25 protein-coding genes are annotated in these 22,421 nt (G+C 52.0%); 19 read left to right on the top strand and 6 right to left on the bottom strand.

The features are described 5' to 3' along the window. Positions 1-22: 22 nt before the first annotated feature. The 6 genes from glsB (at position 23) to SK51_RS15500 (ending at position 5,629) form a co-directional block, all read left to right on the top strand. Positions 23-949 (top strand): glutaminase B, encoded by a 927-nt coding sequence (gene glsB / locus SK51_RS15525; RefSeq protein WP_003857165.1) that lies wholly within the window; start codon positions 23-25, stop codon positions 947-949. After that, entirely contained in the window at positions 949-1,311 is a 363-nt protein-coding gene (locus SK51_RS15520) for a DUF4186 domain-containing protein (protein WP_022648114.1), read from the top strand. The genes glsB and SK51_RS15520 overlap by 1 nt, the downstream gene beginning before the upstream one ends. Positions 1,312-1,369: 58 nt before the next feature. Then, entirely contained in the window at positions 1,370-2,335 is a 966-nt protein-coding gene (locus SK51_RS15515; protein WP_032676235.1) for a sensor domain-containing diguanylate cyclase, read from the top strand. Positions 2,336-2,417: 82 nt separating this feature from the next. Continuing rightward, positions 2,418-2,945: a GNAT family N-acetyltransferase gene (locus SK51_RS15510; protein ID WP_023306197.1), complete on the top strand. Its 528-nt coding sequence runs from the start codon at positions 2,418-2,420 to the stop codon at positions 2,943-2,945. A 116-nt stretch (positions 2,946-3,061) separates the two neighbouring features. Next, a complete protein-coding gene (locus tag SK51_RS15505; protein WP_048206795.1) occupies positions 3,062-4,513 on the top strand; it encodes a tagaturonate reductase in 1,452 nt (483 codons plus the stop codon). Positions 4,514-4,714: 201 nt separating this feature from the next. Then, positions 4,715-5,629, top strand: coding sequence for a bestrophin family protein (locus SK51_RS15500; protein WP_003857155.1), 915 nt, complete (start codon positions 4,715-4,717; stop codon positions 5,627-5,629). Here the strand turns inward: SK51_RS15500 and SK51_RS15495 are convergent. Beyond that, positions 5,617-6,165: a GNAT family N-acetyltransferase gene (locus tag SK51_RS15495; protein ID WP_023300104.1), complete on the bottom strand. Its 549-nt coding sequence runs from the start codon at positions 6,163-6,165 to the stop codon at positions 5,617-5,619. The genes SK51_RS15500 and SK51_RS15495 overlap by 13 nt on opposite strands. A gap of 444 nt (positions 6,166-6,609) precedes the next feature. Between SK51_RS15495 and SK51_RS25305 the strand changes: the two genes are divergently transcribed. The 9 genes from SK51_RS25305 (at position 6,610) to SK51_RS15460 (ending at position 16,331) form a co-directional block, all read left to right on the top strand. Then, positions 6,610-6,942 (top strand): hypothetical protein, encoded by a 333-nt coding sequence (locus SK51_RS25305; RefSeq protein WP_023300105.1) that lies wholly within the window; start codon positions 6,610-6,612, stop codon positions 6,940-6,942. A gap of 497 nt (positions 6,943-7,439) precedes the next feature. Further along, a complete protein-coding gene (locus SK51_RS24345; RefSeq protein ID WP_023300106.1) occupies positions 7,440-8,084 on the top strand; it encodes a CPBP family intramembrane glutamic endopeptidase in 645 nt (214 codons plus the stop codon). A 14-nt stretch (positions 8,085-8,098) separates the two neighbouring features. Beyond that, complete coding sequence (locus tag SK51_RS15490) at positions 8,099-9,352, top strand: HlyD family secretion protein (protein ID WP_032671190.1); 1,254 nt, start codon at positions 8,099-8,101, stop codon at positions 9,350-9,352. Further along, positions 9,352-11,559, top strand: coding sequence for a peptidase domain-containing ABC transporter (locus SK51_RS15485; RefSeq protein ID WP_048206794.1), 2,208 nt, complete (start codon positions 9,352-9,354; stop codon positions 11,557-11,559). The genes SK51_RS15490 and SK51_RS15485 overlap by 1 nt, the downstream gene beginning before the upstream one ends. Before the next feature lie 11 nt (positions 11,560-11,570). Further along, a complete protein-coding gene (locus tag SK51_RS15480) occupies positions 11,571-11,798 on the top strand; it encodes a GNAT family N-acetyltransferase (RefSeq protein WP_256145899.1) in 228 nt (75 codons plus the stop codon). 134 nt (positions 11,799-11,932) lie between these two features. Next, positions 11,933-12,928, top strand: a complete 996-nt coding sequence (locus tag SK51_RS15475) for an alpha/beta hydrolase (RefSeq protein WP_023306202.1) — start codon at positions 11,933-11,935, stop codon at positions 12,926-12,928. A gap of 44 nt (positions 12,929-12,972) precedes the next feature. Continuing rightward, positions 12,973-13,713, top strand: a complete 741-nt coding sequence (locus SK51_RS15470; protein ID WP_023300109.1) for a response regulator — start codon at positions 12,973-12,975, stop codon at positions 13,711-13,713. Then, positions 13,710-15,005, top strand: coding sequence for an ATP-binding protein (locus SK51_RS15465; RefSeq protein ID WP_023306204.1), 1,296 nt, complete (start codon positions 13,710-13,712; stop codon positions 15,003-15,005). The genes SK51_RS15470 and SK51_RS15465 overlap by 4 nt, the downstream gene beginning before the upstream one ends. Positions 15,006-15,140: 135 nt before the next feature. Next, complete coding sequence (locus SK51_RS15460; RefSeq protein WP_023306205.1) at positions 15,141-16,331, top strand: cytochrome c biogenesis protein/redoxin; 1,191 nt, start codon at positions 15,141-15,143, stop codon at positions 16,329-16,331. Between the two features lie 6 nt (positions 16,332-16,337). Here the strand turns inward: SK51_RS15460 and tam are convergent, their stop codons facing one another. After that, positions 16,338-17,096: a trans-aconitate 2-methyltransferase gene (tam, locus tag SK51_RS15455; protein ID WP_023306206.1), complete on the bottom strand. Its 759-nt coding sequence runs from the start codon at positions 17,094-17,096 to the stop codon at positions 16,338-16,340. Between the two features lie 84 nt (positions 17,097-17,180). Further along, complete coding sequence (locus SK51_RS15450) at positions 17,181-17,765, bottom strand: NUDIX hydrolase (protein WP_048206793.1); 585 nt, start codon at positions 17,763-17,765, stop codon at positions 17,181-17,183. 86 nt (positions 17,766-17,851) lie between these two features. Here SK51_RS15450 and SK51_RS15445 point away from each other — a divergent pair, with 86 nt between their 5' ends. From SK51_RS15445 to SK51_RS15435, 3 genes are all read left to right on the top strand, one after another. Next, on the top strand, positions 17,852-18,610 hold the full coding sequence (locus SK51_RS15445) for a DeoR/GlpR family DNA-binding transcription regulator (protein WP_023306208.1): 759 nt from the start codon (positions 17,852-17,854) through the stop codon (positions 18,608-18,610). Positions 18,611-18,714: 104 nt separating this feature from the next. Continuing rightward, the gene (locus SK51_RS15440) at positions 18,715-20,007 is read left to right on the top strand and encodes a glycoside hydrolase family 28 protein (RefSeq protein WP_023306209.1); all 1,293 of its coding nucleotides are present in this window, start codon (positions 18,715-18,717) and stop codon (positions 20,005-20,007) included. 317 nt (positions 20,008-20,324) lie between these two features. Continuing rightward, a complete protein-coding gene (locus SK51_RS15435; protein WP_022648138.1) occupies positions 20,325-20,588 on the top strand; it encodes a DUF4225 domain-containing protein in 264 nt (87 codons plus the stop codon). Here the strand turns inward: SK51_RS15435 and SK51_RS15430 are convergent. Further along, positions 20,563-20,892 (bottom strand): hypothetical protein, encoded by a 330-nt coding sequence (locus SK51_RS15430; protein WP_023306210.1) that lies wholly within the window; start codon positions 20,890-20,892, stop codon positions 20,563-20,565. The two genes, SK51_RS15435 and SK51_RS15430, sit on opposite strands and share 26 nt — an antisense overlap. Positions 20,893-21,024: 132 nt before the next feature. On the opposite strand from SK51_RS15430, the gene SK51_RS15425 reads away from it, so the two are divergent. Further along, positions 21,025-21,594: a hypothetical protein gene (locus SK51_RS15425; protein WP_023306211.1), complete on the top strand. Its 570-nt coding sequence runs from the start codon at positions 21,025-21,027 to the stop codon at positions 21,592-21,594. Positions 21,595-21,619: 25 nt separating this feature from the next. Here the strand turns inward: SK51_RS15425 and SK51_RS15420 are convergent, their stop codons facing one another. Both SK51_RS15420 and SK51_RS15415 read right to left on the bottom strand, forming a co-directional pair. Beyond that, positions 21,620-22,105 (bottom strand): GNAT family N-acetyltransferase, encoded by a 486-nt coding sequence (locus tag SK51_RS15420; RefSeq protein WP_032624244.1) that lies wholly within the window; start codon positions 22,103-22,105, stop codon positions 21,620-21,622. Further along, complete coding sequence (locus tag SK51_RS15415) at positions 22,093-22,359, bottom strand: type II toxin-antitoxin system TacA family antitoxin (protein ID WP_003857131.1); 267 nt, start codon at positions 22,357-22,359, stop codon at positions 22,093-22,095. Before SK51_RS15415 ends, SK51_RS15420 begins: the two co-directional genes overlap by 13 nt. Positions 22,360-22,421: the final 62 nt, after the last annotated feature.

The raw sequence follows: 22,421 nt of genomic DNA, 5'->3' as shown, positions 1-22,421 counted from the left end.
GCCTGAGGGCAAGGAGCAAAGTGTGGCTGCGGTCATCCATAATGAGATGCTGGACGAGATTCTGGCGCAGGTTCGTCCGTTACTGGGGCAGGGTAAGGTTGCCGATTACATTCCCGCGCTGGCCTCGATCAGCGGTAATAAGCTCGGCATCGCCATTTGTACTGTCGACGGGCAGCGTTTTCAGGCGGGAGATGCACTGGAGCGCTTTTCAATTCAGTCGATCTCAAAAGTGCTTAGCCTCGTTGCCGCCATGCGCCAGTATGACGAGCAGGAGATCTGGCAGCGGGTGGGCAAAGATCCCTCCGGTCAGCCCTTCAACTCCCTTCTCCAGCTTGAAATCGAACAGGGTAAGCCGCGTAACCCGTTTATCAACGCCGGGGCGCTGGTGGTGTGCGATATGCTGCAAAGCCGTCTGAGCGCGCCGCGCCAGCGTATGCTCCAGATTGTGCGGCAGCTTTCCGGCGTGCAGGACATCGCCTACGATCCGGTGGTAGCGCGCTCTGAGTTTGAACACTCTGCACGTAACGCCGCCATCGCCTGGCTGATGAAGTCCTTCGGCAACTTTCATAATGATGTCGCCACGGTTCTGCAAAACTATTTTCATTACTGCGCCCTGAAGATGAACTGCGTTGAACTGGCGCAGACTTTTCTGTTTCTGGCGCATCAGGGCCATGCCCCGCATCTGGGGGAGGACGTTGTCTCCCCGATGCAGGCCCGGCAGATCAACGCCTTAATGGCAACCAGCGGAATGTATCAGAACGCCGGGGAGTTTGCCTGGCGCGTGGGGCTGCCGGCTAAATCCGGCGTTGGCGGCGGCGTTGTGGCCATTGTTCCGCACGAGATGGCGATTGCCGTCTGGAGCCCGGAACTGGACGAGACCGGCAACTCACTGGCGGGCGTCGCGGCGCTGGAACAGCTGACCAAACGCCTTGGACGGTCCGTATACTGATGTCCACGTTAGATCCTCTGTTCACGCGCCTGGCTCGCTCCACGTTTCGTTCACGATTTCATTTAGGGATGAAAGAGCGACAATACTGCTGGGATAAGGGCGCGGACACTATCGATAAGCATGCCGCTGATTTTGTCGCCGCGCGGCTGGCGCCTGCACACCCGGTGAATGACGGTAAGCAGACGCCGATGCGCGGCCATCCGGTTTTTATCGCCCAGCATGCCACGGCAACCTGCTGTCGGGGCTGTCTGGCTAAGTGGCATGCTATCCCGCAGGGCGTGCCGCTGAGTGCGCAGCAGCAACAGTATATCGTCAACGTGATCCATCATTGGCTGGTCATTGAGGTAAATCGTGCCTCCTGAACTGACAATGTCTCTGTTTAAGCTACGCTTTTACTAATGCTCAGCGTCAGGAGACGTCATGAAAGCACCTCTAATTCCCGTGAATGAAACGGAGCGCATGAATGCGCTGCGCGAGTCCGGTCTGCTTGAGATCGACAATTATCCCGCGTTTGATCGTCTCACGCGGCTGGCAACACGCTTTTTCAGGGTGCCGCTGGCGATGATTACGCTGGTGGATGACCACGCTACGATCGTGAAATCTGCCGACGGCCGGGCACTCGCCAGCCAGCCTCGCGATCTCTCGTTTTGTGGTCATACGATCCTGGGTGACGCGCCGCTGGTGGTGGCTGACACGCTGCTGGACGAACGCTTTGCGGATAATCCGCAGGTGGCGGGAGATCCGGGCGTGCGCTTTTATGCCGGTTTCCCGCTGCGTTTACGTGACGGGGCGTGCGTAGGATCGTTGTGTCTCATTGATTACGCACCGCGTGAGTTTACCGCGGCGGATTCCGCCGTACTGGCCGATCTCAGCGCGCTGGCAGAAGATGAATTTGCAGCCGTTAGCGCCGCCACGACCGATGAACTCACGGGCCTGTTTAACCGACGCGGGTTTAACCAGTTTGCGCAGTTTGCACTGTCGGTTTCGCAGCGTAGGGCAGAACCGTTAACGCTTGGCTGGCTGGATCTGGACCATTTCAAAACCATTAACGATCGCTTCGGGCATCAGGAGGGCGACAAGGCCCTGAAAGCGATGGCCGCCCTGATGCGCTCCTCATTCCGCGAGGCCGATATGCTGGTGCGTTTCGGGGGAGATGAGTTCGCGGTGCTGTTTGCGGATACCGATGAGCCTGGCGCCTGGATCGCCATGCAGTATCTTGTCGAACAAACGGAGAAGTATAACGCGCGTCAGCTGCATCCCTGGTCGTTACAGTTCTCCTGGGGGCTGAGCGAGTTCGATCATCACCGCAACGATATGCAGGCATGGTTAAAACACGCGGATGCGCAAATGTACGCCATGAAGCGGCAACATCACGGCGAAAAATGACATAACGAAATCCTATGTCATCGCTTATTGCGTAACAAAAATGTTAATAGCAAAGTGGAGAGATTCAACCTAAGGACGCGCAATGAACTCTCCCATGCTGATTAAACCTCTCTCCCGACAGGACATCCTCACCCACATTGATGCCCTGAGCGATATCCTCGTCAACTGTGTAAACGGCGGCGCCTCCGTCAGCTTTATGCTGCCTTTTTCTCCCGAGAAAGCCCAAACCTTCTGGCTCGGCGTCGCAGACAGCGTCGGGCGCGACGAGCGTACCGTCCTGGGCTGTTTTGACGCAGAGCAGGGGCTGGTTGGCACGGTCCAGCTGATCACCGACCAGCCGGAAAACCAGCCGCACCGCGCAGATGTCGCGAAACTTCTGGTACATGAGAAGGCGCGCCGTAAAGGTGCGGCAATGGCGCTGATGGAAGTCCTGGAGGCGGTTGCGCGTGAAAAAGCGCTTACGGTGCTGGTGCTTGATACCTCGACCGGCAGCGGCGCGGAGACATTTTATCAGAGAGCGGGCTGGCAAAAGGCGGGGGAGATCCCACGCTACGCCCTGATGCCGAACGGGGACATGACGGCGACCTCGGTGTTCTATAAATTTCTTTGATATTTTTCACCATCGCGTCCTGAGTTGATCCAGACAGGGGTTCTGGTCCTGAAGTTTTGATAAGTTATCACACCAATCTTATCAGGCTGTATGACTAATCATAAAGGACCTCCATTGTGAACACACTCAACCGTCGTGATTTCCCCGGTGCGCGCTACCCTGAACGTATCATCCAGTTTGGCGAAGGTAACTTCCTCCGCGCGTTCGTTGACTGGCAAATCGACCTCTTAAACGAGCATACCGATCTCAATGCAGGTGTGGTGATTGTGCGGCCGATCCAGAGTGATTTTCCGCCGTCGCTGAGCACCCAGGATGGTCTGTATACCACGATTATTCGTGGTCTGAATGAGGAGGGGGATGCGGTAAGCGATGCGCGTCTTATTCGTTCCGTGAATCGTGAAATCAGCGTCTACAGCCAGTACGATGAATTTCTGAAACTCGCCCATAACCCGGAGATGCGGTTTGTCTTCTCCAATACCACGGAGGCGGGGATCGGCTATCACGCGGGCGATAAGTTTGACGATGCGCCAGCAGTCAGCTATCCGGCCAAACTGACGCGTCTGCTGTTCGAACGCTTTACCCACTTTAACGGGGCTGCGGATAAAGGCTGGATCATCATTCCTTGTGAGCTTATCGACTATAACGGCGATGCCCTGCGTGAACTGGTGCTGCGTTATGCACAGGAGTGGGCGCTGCCAGCGGCATTCATTGCGTGGCTGAATAACGCTAACACCTTCTGCTCGACGCTGGTTGACCGCATTGTTACCGGCTTTCCGCGTGATGAGGTGGCAGAGCTGGAAGCCGGGCTGGGCTATCACGACAGCTTCCTCGACACGGCAGAACATTTCTACCTGTTTGTTATTCAGGGGCCAAAATCACTTTCAGCTGAATTGTGCCTGGATAAATACCCGCTCAACGTCCTGATTGTTGACGATATCAAACCTTATAAAGAGCGTAAGGTGGCGATCCTCAACGGCGCACACACGGCGCTGGTTCCGGTCGCTTTTCAGGCCGGGCTGGATACGGTAGGGGAAGCCATGAACGACGGGGAGATTTGCGCGTTCGTAGAGAAGGCTATTTATGAAGAGATTATTCCGGTCCTGGATCTGCCGCGCGATGAGCTGCACTCCTTCGCCAGTGCCGTAATGGGGCGTTTTCGTAATCCGTACATTAAGCATCAGCTGCTGTCGATTGCACTGAACGGGATGACCAAGTACCGCACCCGCATTCTGCCGCAACTGCTGGCAGGGCAGAAGGCGACCGGTGAACTGCCAGCACGTCTGACCTTTGCCCTGGCGGCGCTGATTGCATTTTACCGTGCCGAGCGCAACGGTGAGCGCTATCCGGTGCAGGACGATGCGCACTGGCTTGAACGTTACCAGCAGCTGTGGACGCAACATCACGACAAACAAGTCACTACCCGTGAACTGGTATCGTCGGTGTTAAGCGTGAGCGAGCACTGGGAACAGGATCTCACTCTGGTGAACGGACTGGTAGACCAGGTTGCGCAGGATCTGGAAGCAATTTTAAGCAAAGGCATGCGCGAGGCGGTGAAACCGCTCTGCTAATCATAATGCCCGGCGTTTGCCGGGTTTTTTACAGACCATTATTAATTACAACATACTATACGTCCTTTTTTTAAAAAGCACAGGCAGCACCGTGCGGTCAGGGCTTAACAGGTCAGAAAATGCAATGAACTATTAACATGCTTGCAACCGTGATGAGGATCACGTTTAATAGCCGCGCTCTTTACTTTTCTGAAGCTGATTATGATTGTTCGTCCTCAACAGCACTGGCTGCAACTGATTTTTGTCTGGCATGGTTCGGTACTTCCCAAAATTTATACCCGACTGCTGCTTAACTTCCTGCTTTCCATCGCCGTGATTGTCATGCTGCCGTGGTACACCTCGCTGGGTATCCGCTTTACCGTCGCGCCGTTCAGCATTCTGGGCGTGGCTATCGCCATCTTCCTGGGATTTCGCAATAACGCCTGTTATTCGCGCTACGTTGAGGCACGTCTGCTTTGGGGGCAGTTGATGATAGCGGCGCGCTCGCTGTTTCGCGAGGTAAAAAACACCTTGCCGGATGATAAACATCTTGGAGAGTTTGTCCGCCTGCAAATCGCGTTTGCTAACTGTCTGCGTATGACACTGCGCAGAGAAACCAATGCCGATCAGCTGTCCCGCTATCTGGCTCCAGACGATTTACGCAAAGTGATGGATGCCAACTCGCCGGCGAACCGTATCCTGCTGATCATGGGGGAGTGGCTGGCCGTACGGCGGCGCAGCGGGCACCTTTCAGACATCCTGTTTCACAGCCTTAACAACCGCCTGAACGATATGTCCATCGTGCTGGCAGGCTGTGAGCGTATCGCCAATACGCCAGTCCCGTTTGCCTATACGCTGATCCTGCACCGAACGGTGTATTTGTTCTGCATCATGCTGCCGTTTGCGCTGGTTGTTGATCTGCATTACATGACGCCCTTTGTCTCTGCGCTGATTTCCTACACTTTTATCTCGCTTGATACGCTGGCGGAAGAGCTGGAAGATCCGTTTGGGACGGAAGATAACGATCTGCCGCTGGACGCCATCTGCAACATGATGGAGCGCGATCTGTTGCAGATGAACGATGAAGAGAACATCCCTGAAAGGCTAATGCCGGATAAGCATTATCAGCTGACCTGACGGGCATTCCACTCGTCGCGGGTGATTTCCCACAGCTCCGAATCCAGCAGGCCGCTGACATAGGCTTTCTTCTCTGTCCTGATGAGTCGCATGCCGCTGCTGTCTGAAATACGTCGGGAGCGGCTGTTGGCCGCCGCTTTCGGCGCGCGTAACACCGCTTTGTTAAGCGTATTGAACCAGTAATCCGTTGCCGCGATACTCGCCTCACGCATATATCCCTGGCCCTGAAATTCCGGCGCGAGCCAGAACCCCCTGTTGTTGTCCTCCACGTCATACAGGCAAATCAACCCCATCAGTTCGTCAGGCGCTTCGCGACGGCGAATCGTCCAGAACCACGCAATTCCTTTGGCCATGTCGGGCAGTGCAACGTTGTTGACATAATTTTCTGCACCGTTTTCCGGGTAGGGCCAGGGGACTGAAGCCACCATATAGCGGACAATTTCCCAGCGCGGATAGCGTTGCTGGATCTGGACGGCATCGGCGGCAACAAGGGGTTTAAGTAATAAGCGTTCTGTCGTAAGCGTGGGTATCGTCATCCGGTGATCTCCATATTTGAGCGTTATCATTTGTTTGGGTTCTGATATTTCATCAATATCACATTCCAGTTGGTCGTGCTTTTGTTATTCAGATTTATCCATAAAGGAGTATGTAATGCCAAGAAAAGCCAGGCCCGAAGAAGCCGAAACACTCTGGCACGTCCGTAACGAAGCGATGCGCCATGGCTGTAAAATCTGTTACGACGCAGAAGTGATTGCGCGCTGGACGTCAGAAAAGATGCCTGAACATTACCGTACCTCCAGGTCGATTTCGTGTTATTGGCCTGCCCATGCAGGAGCTGAACTGCTCCCAAATGGAGCTACGGTTTACGAAGTTCAATAGCTTATTTACATTTGATTACATAAATACACTTTCTTTACATTAAGTAATGTAAGATATTTTTTTAGCACAAAATGCAAAACTAAATTAAATGGAGATGATTTATGTCGAATATAAGAGCATTAAGCCTTAATGAGATAGCATTAGTAAGTGGCGGCAATGGAAGCGGTAATTATGAAGGTGCCGGTAGTCGTAACACCAGCTCTAAATCTGGTAATTCAAAAGGAAACAATGGCTCTATTTACAAGGGCGTTGACTCATGCGGCGCAGGAATCATCGGTGGTCTAATCGCCGGCTCTCCTGGGGGGCCAGTGGGTATGACCGCTGGGGTAATTGGTGGAGCTATAGCTGGCCAGTGCACAAAAGATAGTTTTTCAGATCGTGGTAGTAAAGATAAAAGTAATAATTACAACGGCCCCGGACAATGCCGTTGGTAAGTAATTTGAGTTGTGTGTGATAATAATTTAAAAGCTCATTATAACTGAATGTTATTCTAGGTGTTTCGATATTTAATAATTATTCGAAGTAGTCATGGTGAGCTATTATTTTTGATAAAGTTAATGTAATCACAAGTATCGGGTTAAGCATGAAACAATTTTTAAATTTCCTAATTTACTTATTTTTTTTCATTATCGCATTTACCCTTTTGAAATACGCTGAAGTTCTTGAGTTTGACGAAGTATCACGGCCAGGGATTATATCAAGGTTTCTTATTGCGTTGATTGTATTAATAGCAGTAACTCGATGGGGCGTTAACTTGATGAATAGGTTTAAAAGTAAATAAAGTACACTCCGATAAAAATTGTTGTGTTGCAGAATGGAATCATTACAAATGTTCACTGAAGTTAAAGTGCATGATATCAAAAAATGATTACGATATCATAACCATATTTGTTGATTCTTATATAAAATATGAATTAATAATAGGTTGAACATGATAATCTTTAGGCATGTCTATCCATTCATTTATAGTAAGAAAAACGTAATTGTTCTTTTTATTGCGTCTGTTATCTCAATAATAATTACGTTATCGCCATCCATAACCCTCCGCTATCTTACTCTCGATGTGTCATTTTTCTTATTGTTTATTGCGGAATTTTCAATTGCATTTTTCTTGTATATTTTTTACTTAAGGAAGTTGGATGGTTTTAAATTACGCCCAAGTAGAGATTTAACTTCAATAAAATTTTCTATTGTTGTGTTGTTTGTCATTTTGCTGGTTCAGTATAATGTTTATCTTTACAGGGATAATTTATATCATTATGGACCTTCCCATATTAGTTTTATAGCATTTATAATAGCCACCTTCGTAGTCCCATATTATGAGGAGATTATATACAGGGGCTGTATCTTCGGTGTTTTCCACTCAATTTTTAATAAAAAGTATATTATCCCATGTATATTGACTTCATTGTCTTTTTGTCTGATGCATGGACAGTATTATAACATTTTAGATCAATCCATTCTTTTTTTGGTGTCAATATTGCTATTAATAGTTAGAATAAGAAGTAGAGGGCTTTTTTATCCTATTATAATTCATTCGTGCATGAATGCTTTTGTTTTGTCGTTAAATTTTTGAAGGGTATTTGGGATATGAATATCTTCAGGGAAGAGGCTTTAAATCATCAAACAGATTCTGATTATGGTGAGATTGTCTTACCTGCGTCATTCGGTTTATCAGTAAGCGCACTCACAACGTTATTCATATTTCTGTGCCTGATACTCTTTATTCTTTATGGTAGCTATACACGTAAGGCTCACCTTTCCGGAATCGTTATGCCCTCATCCGGGCTGGTAAAAATCACTCCTCAATATGCTGGCTACGTAACCAAATTGACCGCCTCAGAAGGTCAACACATTATTGCCGGTGAGACTCTTTATCATATCAGCGGTGAACATTTCAACGAACAGGGGGCAGGTACACTCGCTGCTATAAGACTTTCCCTACAAACTCAGTTTACAATGCTGACTTCTCAACAGACCCTGGAATTGCGTGACAACAGTCAGCAGCAGCATGCCATACAACAGCGAATAGTTTCCCTGAAACCTCAGGTTGAAAGTGCAGAAAAGCGTCTGTCACTTGCCGTGCATCAGGCTGCGCTGGCCGTGTCTGTTATGGAGCGCTATAAGAAACTTGCTGATACGCATTACGTATCAGATATCGAATACCAGCAGAAGCAGATTGACGTTTCAACGTCACAGCAAAACGTTGAGGATCAGCGTCAGGGGCTTCTGCAACTGCACACCGCGATGGAGGCTGCTAAAGACGACCTTGACCATCTCATCGTTCAGGGTGAAAGCCGGAAGGCTGAAATGGACAGGCAGTTGCAGGTTATCAGGCAACAGCAGGACGAACTGGCAGGTAAGGAAAATTTCACGCTGACTTCACCGGTATCCGGAACCGTTGCTGCCGTGCTGGTCAGACAGGGACAGTCTGTCAGGGCATCTGAACCTGTCATGACCCTCATTCCCGACAATGCCCGTTTGCAGATAGAACTCTATGCTACCAGTCAGAATGCTGGCTTTATTCAGGCGGGGCAGCGTGTTGCCCTGCGGTTCTCTGCCTTCCCCTATCAGAAGTTTGGTGTGCAGTACGGGACTATCCGTGAAATAAGCCATACAACGCTGACATCTTCTGATTTACTCTCCGTATCTCCTGTGACCTGGAAGGAGAATGAAGGTCATTACCGCGTCATCGTTGAACCTGAAAATACTTTTATTCTGGCTTATGGGAAACAGGAAGCCCTGCGCCCCGGCATGGTTCTTGAGGGGGATGTCAGCCTGGATACCCGCAATTTGTGGGAGTGGCTGACTGAGCCGCTCTGGAGCCTGAAAGGAAAGCTGTGATGGATACACTCAAATGGACCGGGAGAAAACAGCTTCCTCTCACCCGACAGACAGAGTCAGCGGAATGTGGTCTGGCATGCCTGGTCATGATGGCCTGCTGGCATGGTCTGCAAACAGACTTACCCACACTGCGCGAACGTTTCAGTATCAGCTCACAAGGGATGACCCTGCAGAGACTGACTGAATGTGCGGCCGGTATCGGATTATCCAGCCGGGCAGTTCGGCTGGAGCTTGAGGACCTAAGATCCCTTTCTCTCCCGTGTATTCTCCACTGGAACATGAATCATTTTGTTGTGCTACATAAAGTTCGCGGAAGCAGGCTGGTTATTCATAATCCGGAAAAGGGAAAAGTAACGCTCTCCCTACAGGATGCTGGAAAACATTTCACCGGCGTCGCGCTGGAGCTGATGCCAGCCAGTGATTTTACCGCTCGGGATGAAAGGAAAAAAATCCATCTGCGCCAACTGACAGGTAAAACACCGGGTCTGTTGTCGGCAATGTCGCGAATTATCGTTTTTGCCGTGGCACTCGAAATCCTGACACTGGGAAGCCCGCTTCTCAACCAGCTGGTGATTGATGAAGTCCTGGTGGCTGCCGACCAGAGTTTGTTGACCGTCATTATTATTGCGCTTCTGCTGATGTCACTGACCCAGATGCTGCTGTCACTGGCCCGCCAGTGGGCGAGTATTACACTGTCCGTCAATTTTAACATGCAGTGGACAGCACGGGTTTTCCATCATCTGGTCCATCTTCCTCTGGCCTGGTTTGATGCACGCAGTAAGGGGAGTATTAATGCTCGTTTTGAGGCGGTAGATACCATCCAGCAGGCGCTGACTACGCAAGTGCTGGAAGGTATTCTGGATGTGTTGCTCGTGGTGACTGCGCTTTGCATGATGCTGCTGTACAGTCCTGAAATGACATTGATCGCCGTACTTGCAGCCATTTTCTATGGTGTGTTGAGGGCACTGTGGTATCCGTCCCTTCGACAGTCGGCAGAAGATGCCTGGGATGCAGGTGCCAAGGAGTCCGGGCATTTTCTTGAAACACTCAACGGGATCCTCAGCCTGAGAATTAACGGTGTGACGGCACATCGTGAGGCCGCCTGGCTGAATCTCAACGTTGCCCGCAGAAATACGCAGTTGCGTCAGAGCCGTCTGCTGATGTGCTATGACATTGCTCACACTCTTACCGGCAGCGTGGTATCAGCAATCATTTTGTGGAAAGGCGCCGGGGAGGTATTGAATGGTACCTTCACCGTCGGCATGCTGGTTGCTTATTTATCCTATCAGACGCGTTTTTCTTCCAGTATCAGTAGCCTGACTGATAAGTTTTTTTCCTGGCGTATGCTCGATGTTTACAACGAACGACTGGCTGATATTGTACTGACCCCGACAGAAGGCCTTCAGCAACAGCCTTTTCGTGAGCATAACAACGCTTCGCACATTCCTTCTGTATCCCGCAGGGAGATGGATGAATATGCTCATGCTCCTCTAGTACTTGAGCACATCATCTTCAGCCACAAGGGAGGGGAAAATCCGATAATCGGCGGGGTGTCGCTGACACTCAATCCCGGAGAAGTCGTTGCCATTACAGGTAAATCCGGATGCGGGAAAACGACACTGGTGAAGCTTATCCTTGGGATCCACATCCCTGATGAGGGCAGGATCAGGGCATTTGGCATATTGCATACGCATCCGGATTATTTTCAGGTTCGTCAGCGTATCGGTACCGTACTGCAGGATGACCATCTTTTCAAAGGTTCTGTAGCAGATAACATTATTTTTTTCAGTGATGACCGAAATTATGAACGAATGATCCAGTGCGCAAGACTGGCACTTATCGACAGCGATGTTATGGCAATGCCGATGGGGTATCAGACGCTGATTGGTGAAACCGGCGGAGGGCTTTCCGGAGGACAAAAACAACGCATTCTGCTGGCAAGGGCGTTGTACAAGAAACCGGGATTCCTGTTACTGGATGAAGCGACCAGCCACCTTGATGTTGAGAGTGAAATCCGGATAAGCCAGACCTTACGTCAACTGGGGCTTCCTGTTCTGCTGATAGCCCATCGCCCGGAAACCATAGCCTCTGCAGACCGGGTTTTGTATCTGGCAGACGGCTACTTAACGGAGCTGAATCTCCAGCATACAGTCAATAATGGCGAGTCTGTTTGTGAATATACTAATGACGTGATGGCAAAAAATTAACCTTAACGTACATAATTTTCGATATCCAAACTTACCCCTATCTGGAAGATCTATTTGTTGACGCTGCCGAACGTGGCGCAGGGGCGGGTAAAGCGCTTATCGACGCCCTGATCGATGAGGGTAAGCGGGAAGGGTGGTCAAAACTCTACTGGGTAACCCGCATGCACAATCCGGCGCGTAAGCTGTATGACCACTATGGTGAAGCCGACGATTACCTCCGTTACCGAATCACCCTTTAACCGGATTTGTATCACACTGTATCTGCCTCTGTGATACATACACAGGTATGCAATAAAACCGCCTCCGCACACATCCCCTATACAAACCCATGGTGTTATATCTCCGTCAACTGAACTTACCCGGAGATAACATCATGTTTAACAAACTCGCATATTCAGCAGTCGCATTGACCGTTTCGCTTGGCACCTTAATGTCCTGTCAGGCAGAAGCGATGGGTAAGGATTACTCGTCGGCTTTTAACCAGGTAAAACAAATTAACGCCGGCGATCTGAACGTCGGTTATGTCGATATCGGGCCGAAAGACGGGCAACCAGTGATCCTGCTGCATGGCTGGCCGTACGACATTCACAGCTACGCTGAAGTGGCCCCCGCGCTGGCCGCGAAAGGGTATCGTGTCATTGTGCCGTCCCTGCGCGGGTACGGCACCACGCGCTTTATTTCTGATAAAACGCCGCGAAACGGCCAGCCTTCGGCAATGGCGAAAGACATCGTCAACCTGATGGACGCCCTGGATATCAAACAGGCGGTGTTTGCCGGTTATGACTGGGGTGCACGTACGGCGGATATCGTTGCGGCGCTCTGGCCGGAACGGGTGAAATCGCTGGTCTCGGTAAGTGGCTACCTGATCAGCAGCCAGGCGATTGGCAAACAGCCTTTACCGCCGAAGGCAGAAGTTCAGTGGTGGTATCAGTTCTATTTCGCCACGCCGCGCGGGGCGGAAGGCTATGCTAAAAATACGCACGATTTTGCCCGGTTGATTTGGTCCCAGGCTTCGCCGGACTGGAAATTCAGCGATGCCACCTTCAATGCCAGCGCCAAATCCCTCGATAACCCGGACCACGTTGCCGTCACGCTCAGTAATTACCGCTGGCGTCTGGGTCTGGAAAAAGGGGAGCCTAAATATGACGCCTATGAACAAAAACTGGCGACGCTGCCGAACATTACGGTGCCGACCATCACCATCGAAGGCGGTAATAACGGGGCGCCACACCCTGCACCTGCGGCCTATGCCGGGAAATTTACCGGAAAATATGAGCACCGTACTTTCGGCGCAACAGTTGGCCACAACCCGCCGCAGGAAGATCCGCAGAACTTTGTTAAAGCCGTTGTCGACGCGGATAAGCTCTGATATGTGCTATTTTCAATCCGTTACCTCTTAATCAGGAGCCTGCGGTGGAGCATATTGATCACATCCTTGTCGTCGATGACGACAGGGATATTCGTGAACTGATTGTCGATTACCTCGTGAAATCCGGCTACCACGCATCTGGCGCGGCGAACGGGAAAGAGATGCGCGTAGTGCTCGACAAACAGCATATCGACCTGGTGGTGCTGGACGTGATGATGCCCGGTGATGATGGCCTGACGGTATGTCGACAGCTGCGCAGCAGCAGGCATAAGGATCTGCCGATCCTGATGCTCACCGCGCGCAACGAGGACATGGACCGGATCCTGGGACTGGAGATGGGCGCCGACGATTATGTGGTAAAACCGTTTGTGGCCCGCGAACTGCTGGCGCGTATCAAAACTATCCTGCGCCGTTTTCGTACTATGCCGCCTAATCTTCAGGTGACCGAGGCAGGGCGCCTGGTGGTGTTCGGTGAATGGCAGCTGGATACCGTGGCGCGTCATCTGATTGATAACGAGGGGATGGTTGTGGCGCTCAGCGGGGCGGAATATCGCCTTCTGCGTGTATTTCTCGATCATCCTCAACGGGTGCTGACCCGCGATCAACTGCTGAACCTGACGCAGGGACGTGATGCCGAGCTGTTTGAGCGTTCGATTGATCTCCTGGTGAGCCGCGTGCGACAGCGCCTGAATGAAGATGCCCGCTCGCCAGCCTACATTAAAACCGTTCGCAGCGAAGGCTACGTTTTTACTATGCCGGTGACCATCGTCGAGGCCAATGAATGACGCTGTGGCCCCGCACCTTACTGGCCCGGCTGCTGATCATTGTGCTGCTTGGACTCTTGCTGGCTAACGCGCTCAGCCTGACGCTGGTCATGGTTGAGCGAATGCACAGCGCGCGCACGGTTATGCTGGGCAATCTTGAGAATGACGTGGCGACCAGCGTGGCCATTCTCGACCGGCTTCCGGCCAAAGAGCGGCCAGAGTGGCTGGAACGGCTCGGTCGCGGTAATTATCGTTATATCCTTGGTCCCGGCGAGGCAGGCGCTGCGCCAACGGACAAGCGCTCGCAGGATGCGATTCGCACCCTGAAAGAGACGCTTTCAGTTCAATATCCGCTCCAGTTTACGGCAGTGCCGGGGCCTGTTTCCCACATTCAGGCCCATCTGACGCTCCGCGACGGCGCACCGCTCACTATCGATCTGATCCCGCGCATGCCGCCAGTCGCCAGCTGGTTACCCGTGGTGCTGGTTCTTCAGTTGTTACTTGTCGCGCTCTGCTCCTGGATTGCCGTGCGCCAGGTTGTCCGGCCTTTCCTGCAATTCACGCGCGCGGTTGATTCCCTCGATCCTGCGGCCCATTCTCCTATGACTGAAAAAGGTCCGGTTGAGGTGCGACAGGCGGCGCAGGCTTTTAATGAGATGCAGTCGCGGATACAAACTTATCTGCGTGAACGCGCGCAGATTCTGGCGTCCATTTCTCACGATCTTCAGACGCCCATCACGCGTATGAAGCTACGGGTCGAAATGGCGGATCAGCCCGAACTCCACGATAAGTTGTTGAGCGACCTGGATAATATGTCGCGCCTGGTACGAGAAGGTATTGCCTATGCCCGGTCATCAGAATCACTGAAAGAGACCACGCTTAAGCTGGAGCTGAACGCGTGGGTTAACAGCATCGCCAGTGATTATCAGGACATTGGTAAAAACGTGCAGTTTCATGCACGCAGTACACGTCTGCCGATCGTCACCCGCCCCCAGGCATTGCGCCGGGTAATGACCAATCTGCTGGATAATGCGCTCAAGTTTGGCCATAGCGCGGTAATAGAGATTGATGAAGATGAAAGGCAGGTAGCGATCCGCATTATGGATAACGGCCCCGGCATCCCGGAGGCAGAACTGGGGGCGGTGTTACAGCCGTTCTACCGGGTTGAAACGTCGCGCAACCGCGAAACGGGCGGCACCGGGTTAGGCCTCGCCATTGCCGCGCAGCTCACCGCCCAGCTTGACGGGAAATTGCATCTTGCAAACCGGGCAGAGGGCGGGCTGGCCGTAAGCGTGACTCTTCCGCGCGTTTAATTGTACGCCTGTGTATCTGCGCGCCGTGCGGATACGAAGGCAGACAAAATTCAGTTTTTTGCACACGGCCTGAACACATTCGCAGGGTGAAATGACCTCACTGCACCTTCGCAGCAACTGTATCGTGAGGTCGTTATGTTTCTGATAATCGCTTTTTTAGGCGGCATGATTAGCCTGCTTAGTCCGTGCACGCTTCCCGTTATTCCTCTGCTGTTCGCCGGCTTTCAGGGGCAGCGCAAACACATTCTGGCGCTTCTGGCGGGAATGATAGTGATGTTCACGTTTGTGGCGATGGTAGTAACGGTTGCCAGTGACTGGATCGCTGACGCCACCGTTATCGGTCGCTGGATTGCGCTGCTGGTACTGAGCATTGCCGCCCTGGCCCTGATCTTCCCGCAGTTCGCTCAGCGCATTGCCAGCCCGGCGGTCAGCGCGGGGAACGTTCTTAACACCCACAGCGTTCAGCGACACGGCATGTCTTCGGCTTTTCTGGCAGGGCTGGCCGTTGGACTTCTGTGGTCCCCCTGTGCAGGACCGATTCTCGGGGCGATCTTCGGCATTAACATTACTGGCCACTCGGCCATCGCAACCGGAGCGCTGTTAGCCGCTTACGGCAGTGGGTGCGCGTTGATGCTGGGGCTGCTTGTCGCGGGGGGCCGTAAGCTGATAACCCCTCTGAGAGCCAAATCCGCATTGATGGAGCGTCTGCGTCAGGGCGCAGGGGTGATGATGATAGCCGCCGTGGCTTTCAACGCCTCAGGAATGACGTCGGTCCTGAAAGGCGCCAGCGGTATTACCGACCAGCTGGAAAACGCTCTCTTGAGCCTTGCGCAACCAACCTCCACGCAGGTGAAACTGCGACCGATCGCTGACGCAATGCCGAGCAGCCAGCTACCGACATTAAGCGGCGGTACGGGCTGGGTAAACGGTGACCCTGTCACCTCTAAGGCCTTGCGGGGGAAAGTTGTGCTTATCGATTTCTGGACCTGGGACTGTATCAACTGCCAGCATACCCTTCCGCATGTTCGAGACTGGGCGAAGAAATATGAGTCACAAGGTCTGGTGGTGATTGGCGTCCACACCCCTGAATACCCCTGGGAAAAGCCGTTATCATCGGTGAAAAACGCGGTCAACGAATGGCAGTTGCCGTACCGCGTAGTGACGGATAATAACTACAAAATCTGGAGCGCGTTCGGTAATCAGTACTGGCCAGCACATTACTATTTCGATGCGAAAGGGCAACTGCGTTACACCTCGTTTGGCGAAGGCAACTACGACAAGCAGGAGGCTGTAATTCAGCATTTGCTCAAGGAAGCGCGTTCCTGATTCGGCTTACGGAACCCGCTGAGCAACCATAAACAGGCGCGGAAAAGCCAGCAGTATCTGCCCGTTCTCCTGGAGCGGATACTGCTCTTCCAGCAGCTCGAGGTAGCGTTTCAGAAAGTTTTGCTGCTCGCTCTCGTTGAGATCCTGTAGCCACGGCCGTAACCCCGTCGCGCTGACCCAGTCAATAATCGCCTGATGAGAGCTCATCTGATGAAAGTAGGTGGTGCGCCAGATATCCACGTCGCATCTCGCGTCCGTCAGAATATCATAGTAGGCATGAATACCCGGCAGCTGCTCGCGGCCACGATCGGGGTAGCCCTGTTCCCAGGCAACTTCACGCATCAGGGCGTGCGTCGGCTCAAGCCAGTTGTCAGGCATTTGTAACGCCAGCACGCCGTTTAACTGGAGCAGTGAAACCAGATGCGGCAGAAGGTGGTAATGGTCCGGGATCCATTGCAGGGAAGCATTGGCGTAGATCAGGCTGAGAGGCTGGTCAGGTTTGTAGTGACGGATATCCGATTCAACAAAGTGGCAGTCTGGCAGGGCCTGTCGGGCTTCCTCCAGCATCGCCGGGGAGTTATCCACACCGGCTATCTGCGCTGAAGGCCAGCGTTGTTTCAGCAGCGCGGTGCTGTTGCCTGGCCCGCAGCCCAAATCCACGGCAGAGATTATATCAGCAAGCGGCACCCGGGCCAGTAACTCAGCGGCGGGACGTGTGCGTTCTGCGCTGTATTGAAGATATAGAGAAGGATCCCAGTCGGCCATTTTCGCATCTCCATGTTGAGGTGTTCAGCAAGAATAGCACAGGCAAATACCTGCGCAGGGGCAGGTATCCGGATAAACGTGAGATTATAAAATGCCTTTCAGGGCCACGTGATAAAGCAGCATGATGGTTTTACCGTCGACGATCTGGCCATTCTCGATGCCACGAAGCGCGTCGTCCAGCGTCATTTCCAGCACGTCGATATCTTCCCCCTCTGCTTTAACGCCGCCGCCCGCGCTGGTCCGAACCTGCGGGTGATATTCCGCCAGATAGAAGTAGAGTTTTTCGGTAACGGAGCCCGGGCTCATATAGGCCTCAAAAATTTTCTCTATGCGCGTCACCTTATACCCGGTTTCCTCTTCCGCTTCGGCCTTAATCCGGCTTTCCGGGTCAAGGTTATCGAGCAACCCGGCAGCCGCCTCAATGAGATCCTCTTCGTGACCATTGATAAACACAGGGAAACGAAACTGACGTGTAAGAATGACTGTTTTGCTGGCGCGATTATAGAGCAGGATCGTCGCGCCATTCCCGCGGTCATACACTTCACGCTCTTGCCGCTGCCAGTCACCATCGCTGCGCTGGAGGTCAAAAGTGTATTTTTTCAGGTTATACCAGTTGTCGGACAACGTTTCGCTGTTGATGATGCGTATATCTGCACGTTTTGATTGCACGTTTGGCTCTCCTCTCGTAGAGTATGCATCATAAACAGCATTTTCGTGTAATTACAATAATTATCGTGCAACATCAGGAATAATTCATGCTCACAAGTCAGCGTAAACAGTTGATTCTGGAAAAGCTGGAGGCGGAAGGCCAGGTCCAGTCAACTGCGCTCAGCCTCTTTTTCTCGGTGTCTGAGGACACTATCCGCCGGGATCTACGTGAACTGGCGGCAGAAGGGCGTTTGCAGCGTGTCCACGGCGGCGCGCTTCCGGCATCTTCAGCGATTGCGCCTTTTGCCGAGCGTCAGTCCGTTAAAATGGATGCAAAAAAACGCGTGGCACGTCGGGGCGCGCAGCTCATTTCACCGGGGCAGGTGGTGATCATTGATGGCGGGACGACCACCTCAGAACTTATTACCTTCTTGCCGCCAGATTTGCGGGTAACCGTGGTGACGCACAGCCCGGGTATTGCATTGGGGCTGGTCAACCATCCGTGCATAGAGGTGATCCTGATTGGCGGTCGTTTGTATAAACACTCCATCGTCACGGTCGGCGCGGCCGCTATTGAAGGCATCAACAATATTCATGCGGATCTGTTTTTCATGGGTGTCACCGGCGTGCATCCTGAGGCCGGGCTGACCACCGGAGATTATGAAGAAGCATGCATCAAACGTGCATTTTCCGGCAGAGCGGCGGAAACGGTGGTATTGGCCTCACCGGAAAAGATCAACACGGCCTCGGCGTTTGTGATTGGCGATTTGTCGCAGGTGAATACGCTCGTTGTTGAAAACACAACGGATGAACGCTGGGTCAACGCTATGAAAGAAAAGGGCGTTGCAGTGATCGCCAGCCAGTAAATATCCGCTTTTTTGCCAGCCTGACTGCGTGGCTGTCAAACAGACAAAGGTTATTCATCACGCAGATTCCTAGACTAAGGCTTTCATCTGTTTAAGGAAAAGCCATGAAAGCGATCTCCATTCTGGCGTATGGCGCGGACCCAACCGCGCAACGCCTGGCAACATCCGCCATTCAGCAGGCCATAAATAGTGCTCAACAGAACGATGTCATCGTTATTCCGCAAGGCCGTTTTCTAACCGGAGCGTTGTTTCTGAAAAGCGGTGTTTCACTTCGCCTGGACGCTGGCGCACAGCTCGTTGGAAGCCAGGATCTGGCTGATTATCCCCTGATAAATACCCGGGTGGCCGGCATTGATATGCGCTGGCCGGCAGGCATTATTAATATCATCGATTGTGAAAACGTCAGCATTACCGGTACAGGCACGATAGACGGGCAGGGTGCAATTTGGTGGCAACGCTACTGGGGCGATGACGAGCGCAGCGGCATGGTTGGCGATTACAGCGCAAGAGGATTGCGCTGGGTTGTTGATTATGACTGTCAGCGCCCGCGCAATATCCTGGTCTTTGAAAGCCAGAGCATTCTGCTGCGTGATTTTACCAGTCGGGAGTCCGGATTCTGGAACATGCACCTCTGTTATTCGCGCCATATCGCGGTTGAGGGCGTGCAAATCAGCAATTCTGCGGGGCCGAGCACCGACGGGATTGACGTCGACTCCTGCGAGCAGGTGCGGATTGAACGCTGCATAGTGTCCTGCAATGACGACAATATCTGCATCAAATCAGGACGAGGACGCGAAGCGGCGCAAAAAGCTCGTGCCGCGCGGGATATAGTGATTCGAGGATGTACGCTGAATAAGGGATCCGGGATCACACTGGGGAGTGAAACTTCAGGTGGCATTGAACGCGTCCTGATAGAAGATAACGCGTTTAACGGAACGGGCGTCGGGTTTCGCATTAAATCTGCTCGCAACCGGGGCGGATTTATCCGTGATATCACCGTACAAAATCTACGGCTTACGGACGTGCGTTTTCCGGTGCTGATCCAGTTGAACTGGTTTCCGCAGTATAGCTATGGCGACCAGAGCAATTTATCTGATAAACCAGAACACTGGCGCAAACTGGCTGAAGGTGTTGAGGGCGAAGCCGGTCTTACTGCGGTCAGCGGACTGACGATTAAAAATATGACGGCGCGTCGATCAGACAGCAAATGCTTTTCGCGGGCATTTTTCATCGAGGGATATCCGGAGCGTCCTGTGGTCGGGTTAACGCTGGAGGGGATTTTGATTGACGCGTCAGAGTTCGGGAAAATTTCTGGTGTGGATGAGCTGCGCTTTAAGGATGTACAGGTGACTGCCGTGGAGATCACGCTAGACCGTAACGACAGTTATGAACGTTGATGGCACAGAACAGAGGGACATGATGCGCGGAATGAGCAGAACAAGGATGGGTCTGAACTGGCTGGATTTACTCGTATTCAATCTAAGTGCGCATAATGTATATTATGTTAAATACGGTGAGTTTATTCTTTAGTTCATGAGTTCCTCTCTTTCAGGAGCTTACCGATGAATCAGAGAAATCATCTCATAGTTGATGATGTGACTACCCTACCGGTTATGTTCGCCACAATTTATGGAATGAATGAACTGAGCAAGAAACATCTGGGGATTCAAGAAAACATTCTGTGTTCGCTGCGTTTCTAATAGCGGACGGCGCTATGTCCATAGCGGAATTTATGGGGTTCAGTCGCGATGTTGGCCTGGGGATCTTTAACGCAACCACGCTTGCAGCCAGCGTTTATGGGGTGTTTGGTATGACTGGTAAAGCTGATGCCTGGCGTCTTTTCCGTTATCTTCCCGGAGACTATTACCGCAAGGTGGAAACCATGTCTCCGGGCAAACTGACGATGAAGGTTATGGGATGGGGGGTGAGCGCGAAGGTGGTACTGGAACTCCTTACCCGTGATGACCGGAGTCGCTGATCTGTGTTCTCATCAGCTTCCATGATTTATAGCCAAGTCTGACCGGCATCACCAGAAGCAGAACAATTAGCAAAAAGACGACGGCAACCACACAGGAGATAACATGGCTGGCGCTGCCAAAGATCGCGGTGAACAAGGTGATGATGGCCATCCCGCCGGTGATCCAGGCTACCGACAGGAAATAACCGGCCAGATCCTTCAGAACCTTTTCCTGCGATTCCCCCGTCGCCTGGTGACGTTTGATTCGCTCGATATCCTTACTGGTGAATCCTGCCGCTATGAGTTCCTGGTTTTTCACTGTCATTCACGTCTCCTTTAACCTGAAAAAATAATACACTATTTATAAGATCGGTTCCTTGCTGCTTTTGTTTTAAACTTTCCGAATTGTTGTACTGGGGGCCAGTTTGGATATAGAAAATAAACGCTGAGTATTCAAATGTTTAAAGTTTTAACCCGTCGCCTGCAATATTGTAATGAGGTGTCCGCCAGCATAAAAAATGCCGCCCCGAAACAGTTGCAGCAGCTGAAGACGCAGTTGGCTGATGATATGGTTAAGCCCGTGGGGCTTCATACCATGGGTATTCCGGCAGCGGTTAGTAAGCTCGGGGTGATTGTCAGTTTCGCCATTCCGCAACTGTGGCTGGGGTATGGCGTACTCACCGCGCTCGGCCAGCCAGCACAGCGCGTTTTCGTGTGGGTTGTGCTGATCGCCCTACTCTTTGCCGGCATCAACGGAGTGACGATGTTTATGATTGGCAAAGGTAGCATGCGCGCCGTGCGGTTACATCTTACGCTGGCGGTGTTAAGCCTGGTATTAACGGCAGCCTATCTGCTGGCTGCGCTGAGCGGTACTTCTTCTCCGGGCGTCAGCCTGACCGCGGCGCTGGTAACTATTGTCATGCTTGGGCTTAGCGGCAGCTGTATCCTCTCTACCGCTTTCTATAGGATGCTGCTATTTACTTTGCATAACAGAGTCTGGCGCAAGCTTATCAGCCAGACGGGCTGAACATTCATTCCATAAAATCCCGCCGCTACTGAGGAAGCCTGAGAAACAGTGTCCGTTCCTGAGTCTGCGATGCTTTAAAACCATGGTGGATATAAAACGCTTTGGCTTTTTCAGTGAGTGCATGAACCATGATCGCCCGCACCCCAATATTCTCTGCTACCCGATAACAGCGTAAAACCGCATCCTGGAGTAAATCGGCTCCCAACCCATTTCCGCGTATTGAGACATCGACAGCCAGACGGGCAAGAATAATCACGGGAATGGGATCCGGCATGTTACGCCGCAAATTACCTGTCGCTTCCGTATGGTTAACGCTGCCGGTAGCCAGAGAGTAAAATCCCGCGACCTGCTTTGTGCCCGTTTTACAAACGACAAACGTTCGGGCTGCGCCAAGCGCCTGGTTTTTCAGACCTCTTTGTTTTAACCATTCGTCAAGTACGGCCTCTCCACTGACGAACTCCGCCAGTTGATGGACGCTGGATAAGGGCTCTGGGGCGGTTACACGTCCCACTGAGGTTTCCTTGCCAGCAGTTTTTCTATGGCAGGATCGTCGGCGACCGGGGCATCAAGCATATCAATGAACTCTGCATACTGTTCATCGTTAAAATTGAATACACGCCGATCGAGGATCACATTTTCGGCTGCCTGACAGGCCATCTCCAGAATGAAGTCAGTACGTGATTTATGTAGGATCTCTGCGGCGGCATCGATAAGCGCCCGCTGGGATTCTTTGGCTCTAAGATTGAGTTGAACATCTGATTTCATGGGTATACCTCTTGTATAGCAATTGCTTTACAAGCATAGCATAAGCGGCGCGTATAGCAATC

Origin of the sequence: Enterobacter sp. MGH85 (genome assembly GCF_001037655.1) — a bacterium.
Classification (GTDB): Bacteria; Pseudomonadota; Gammaproteobacteria; order Enterobacterales; family Enterobacteriaceae; genus Enterobacter; species Enterobacter intestinihominis.
Note: the sequence above shows the minus strand (reverse complement) of the source record. Positions and strands in the feature narration are given on the sequence as shown.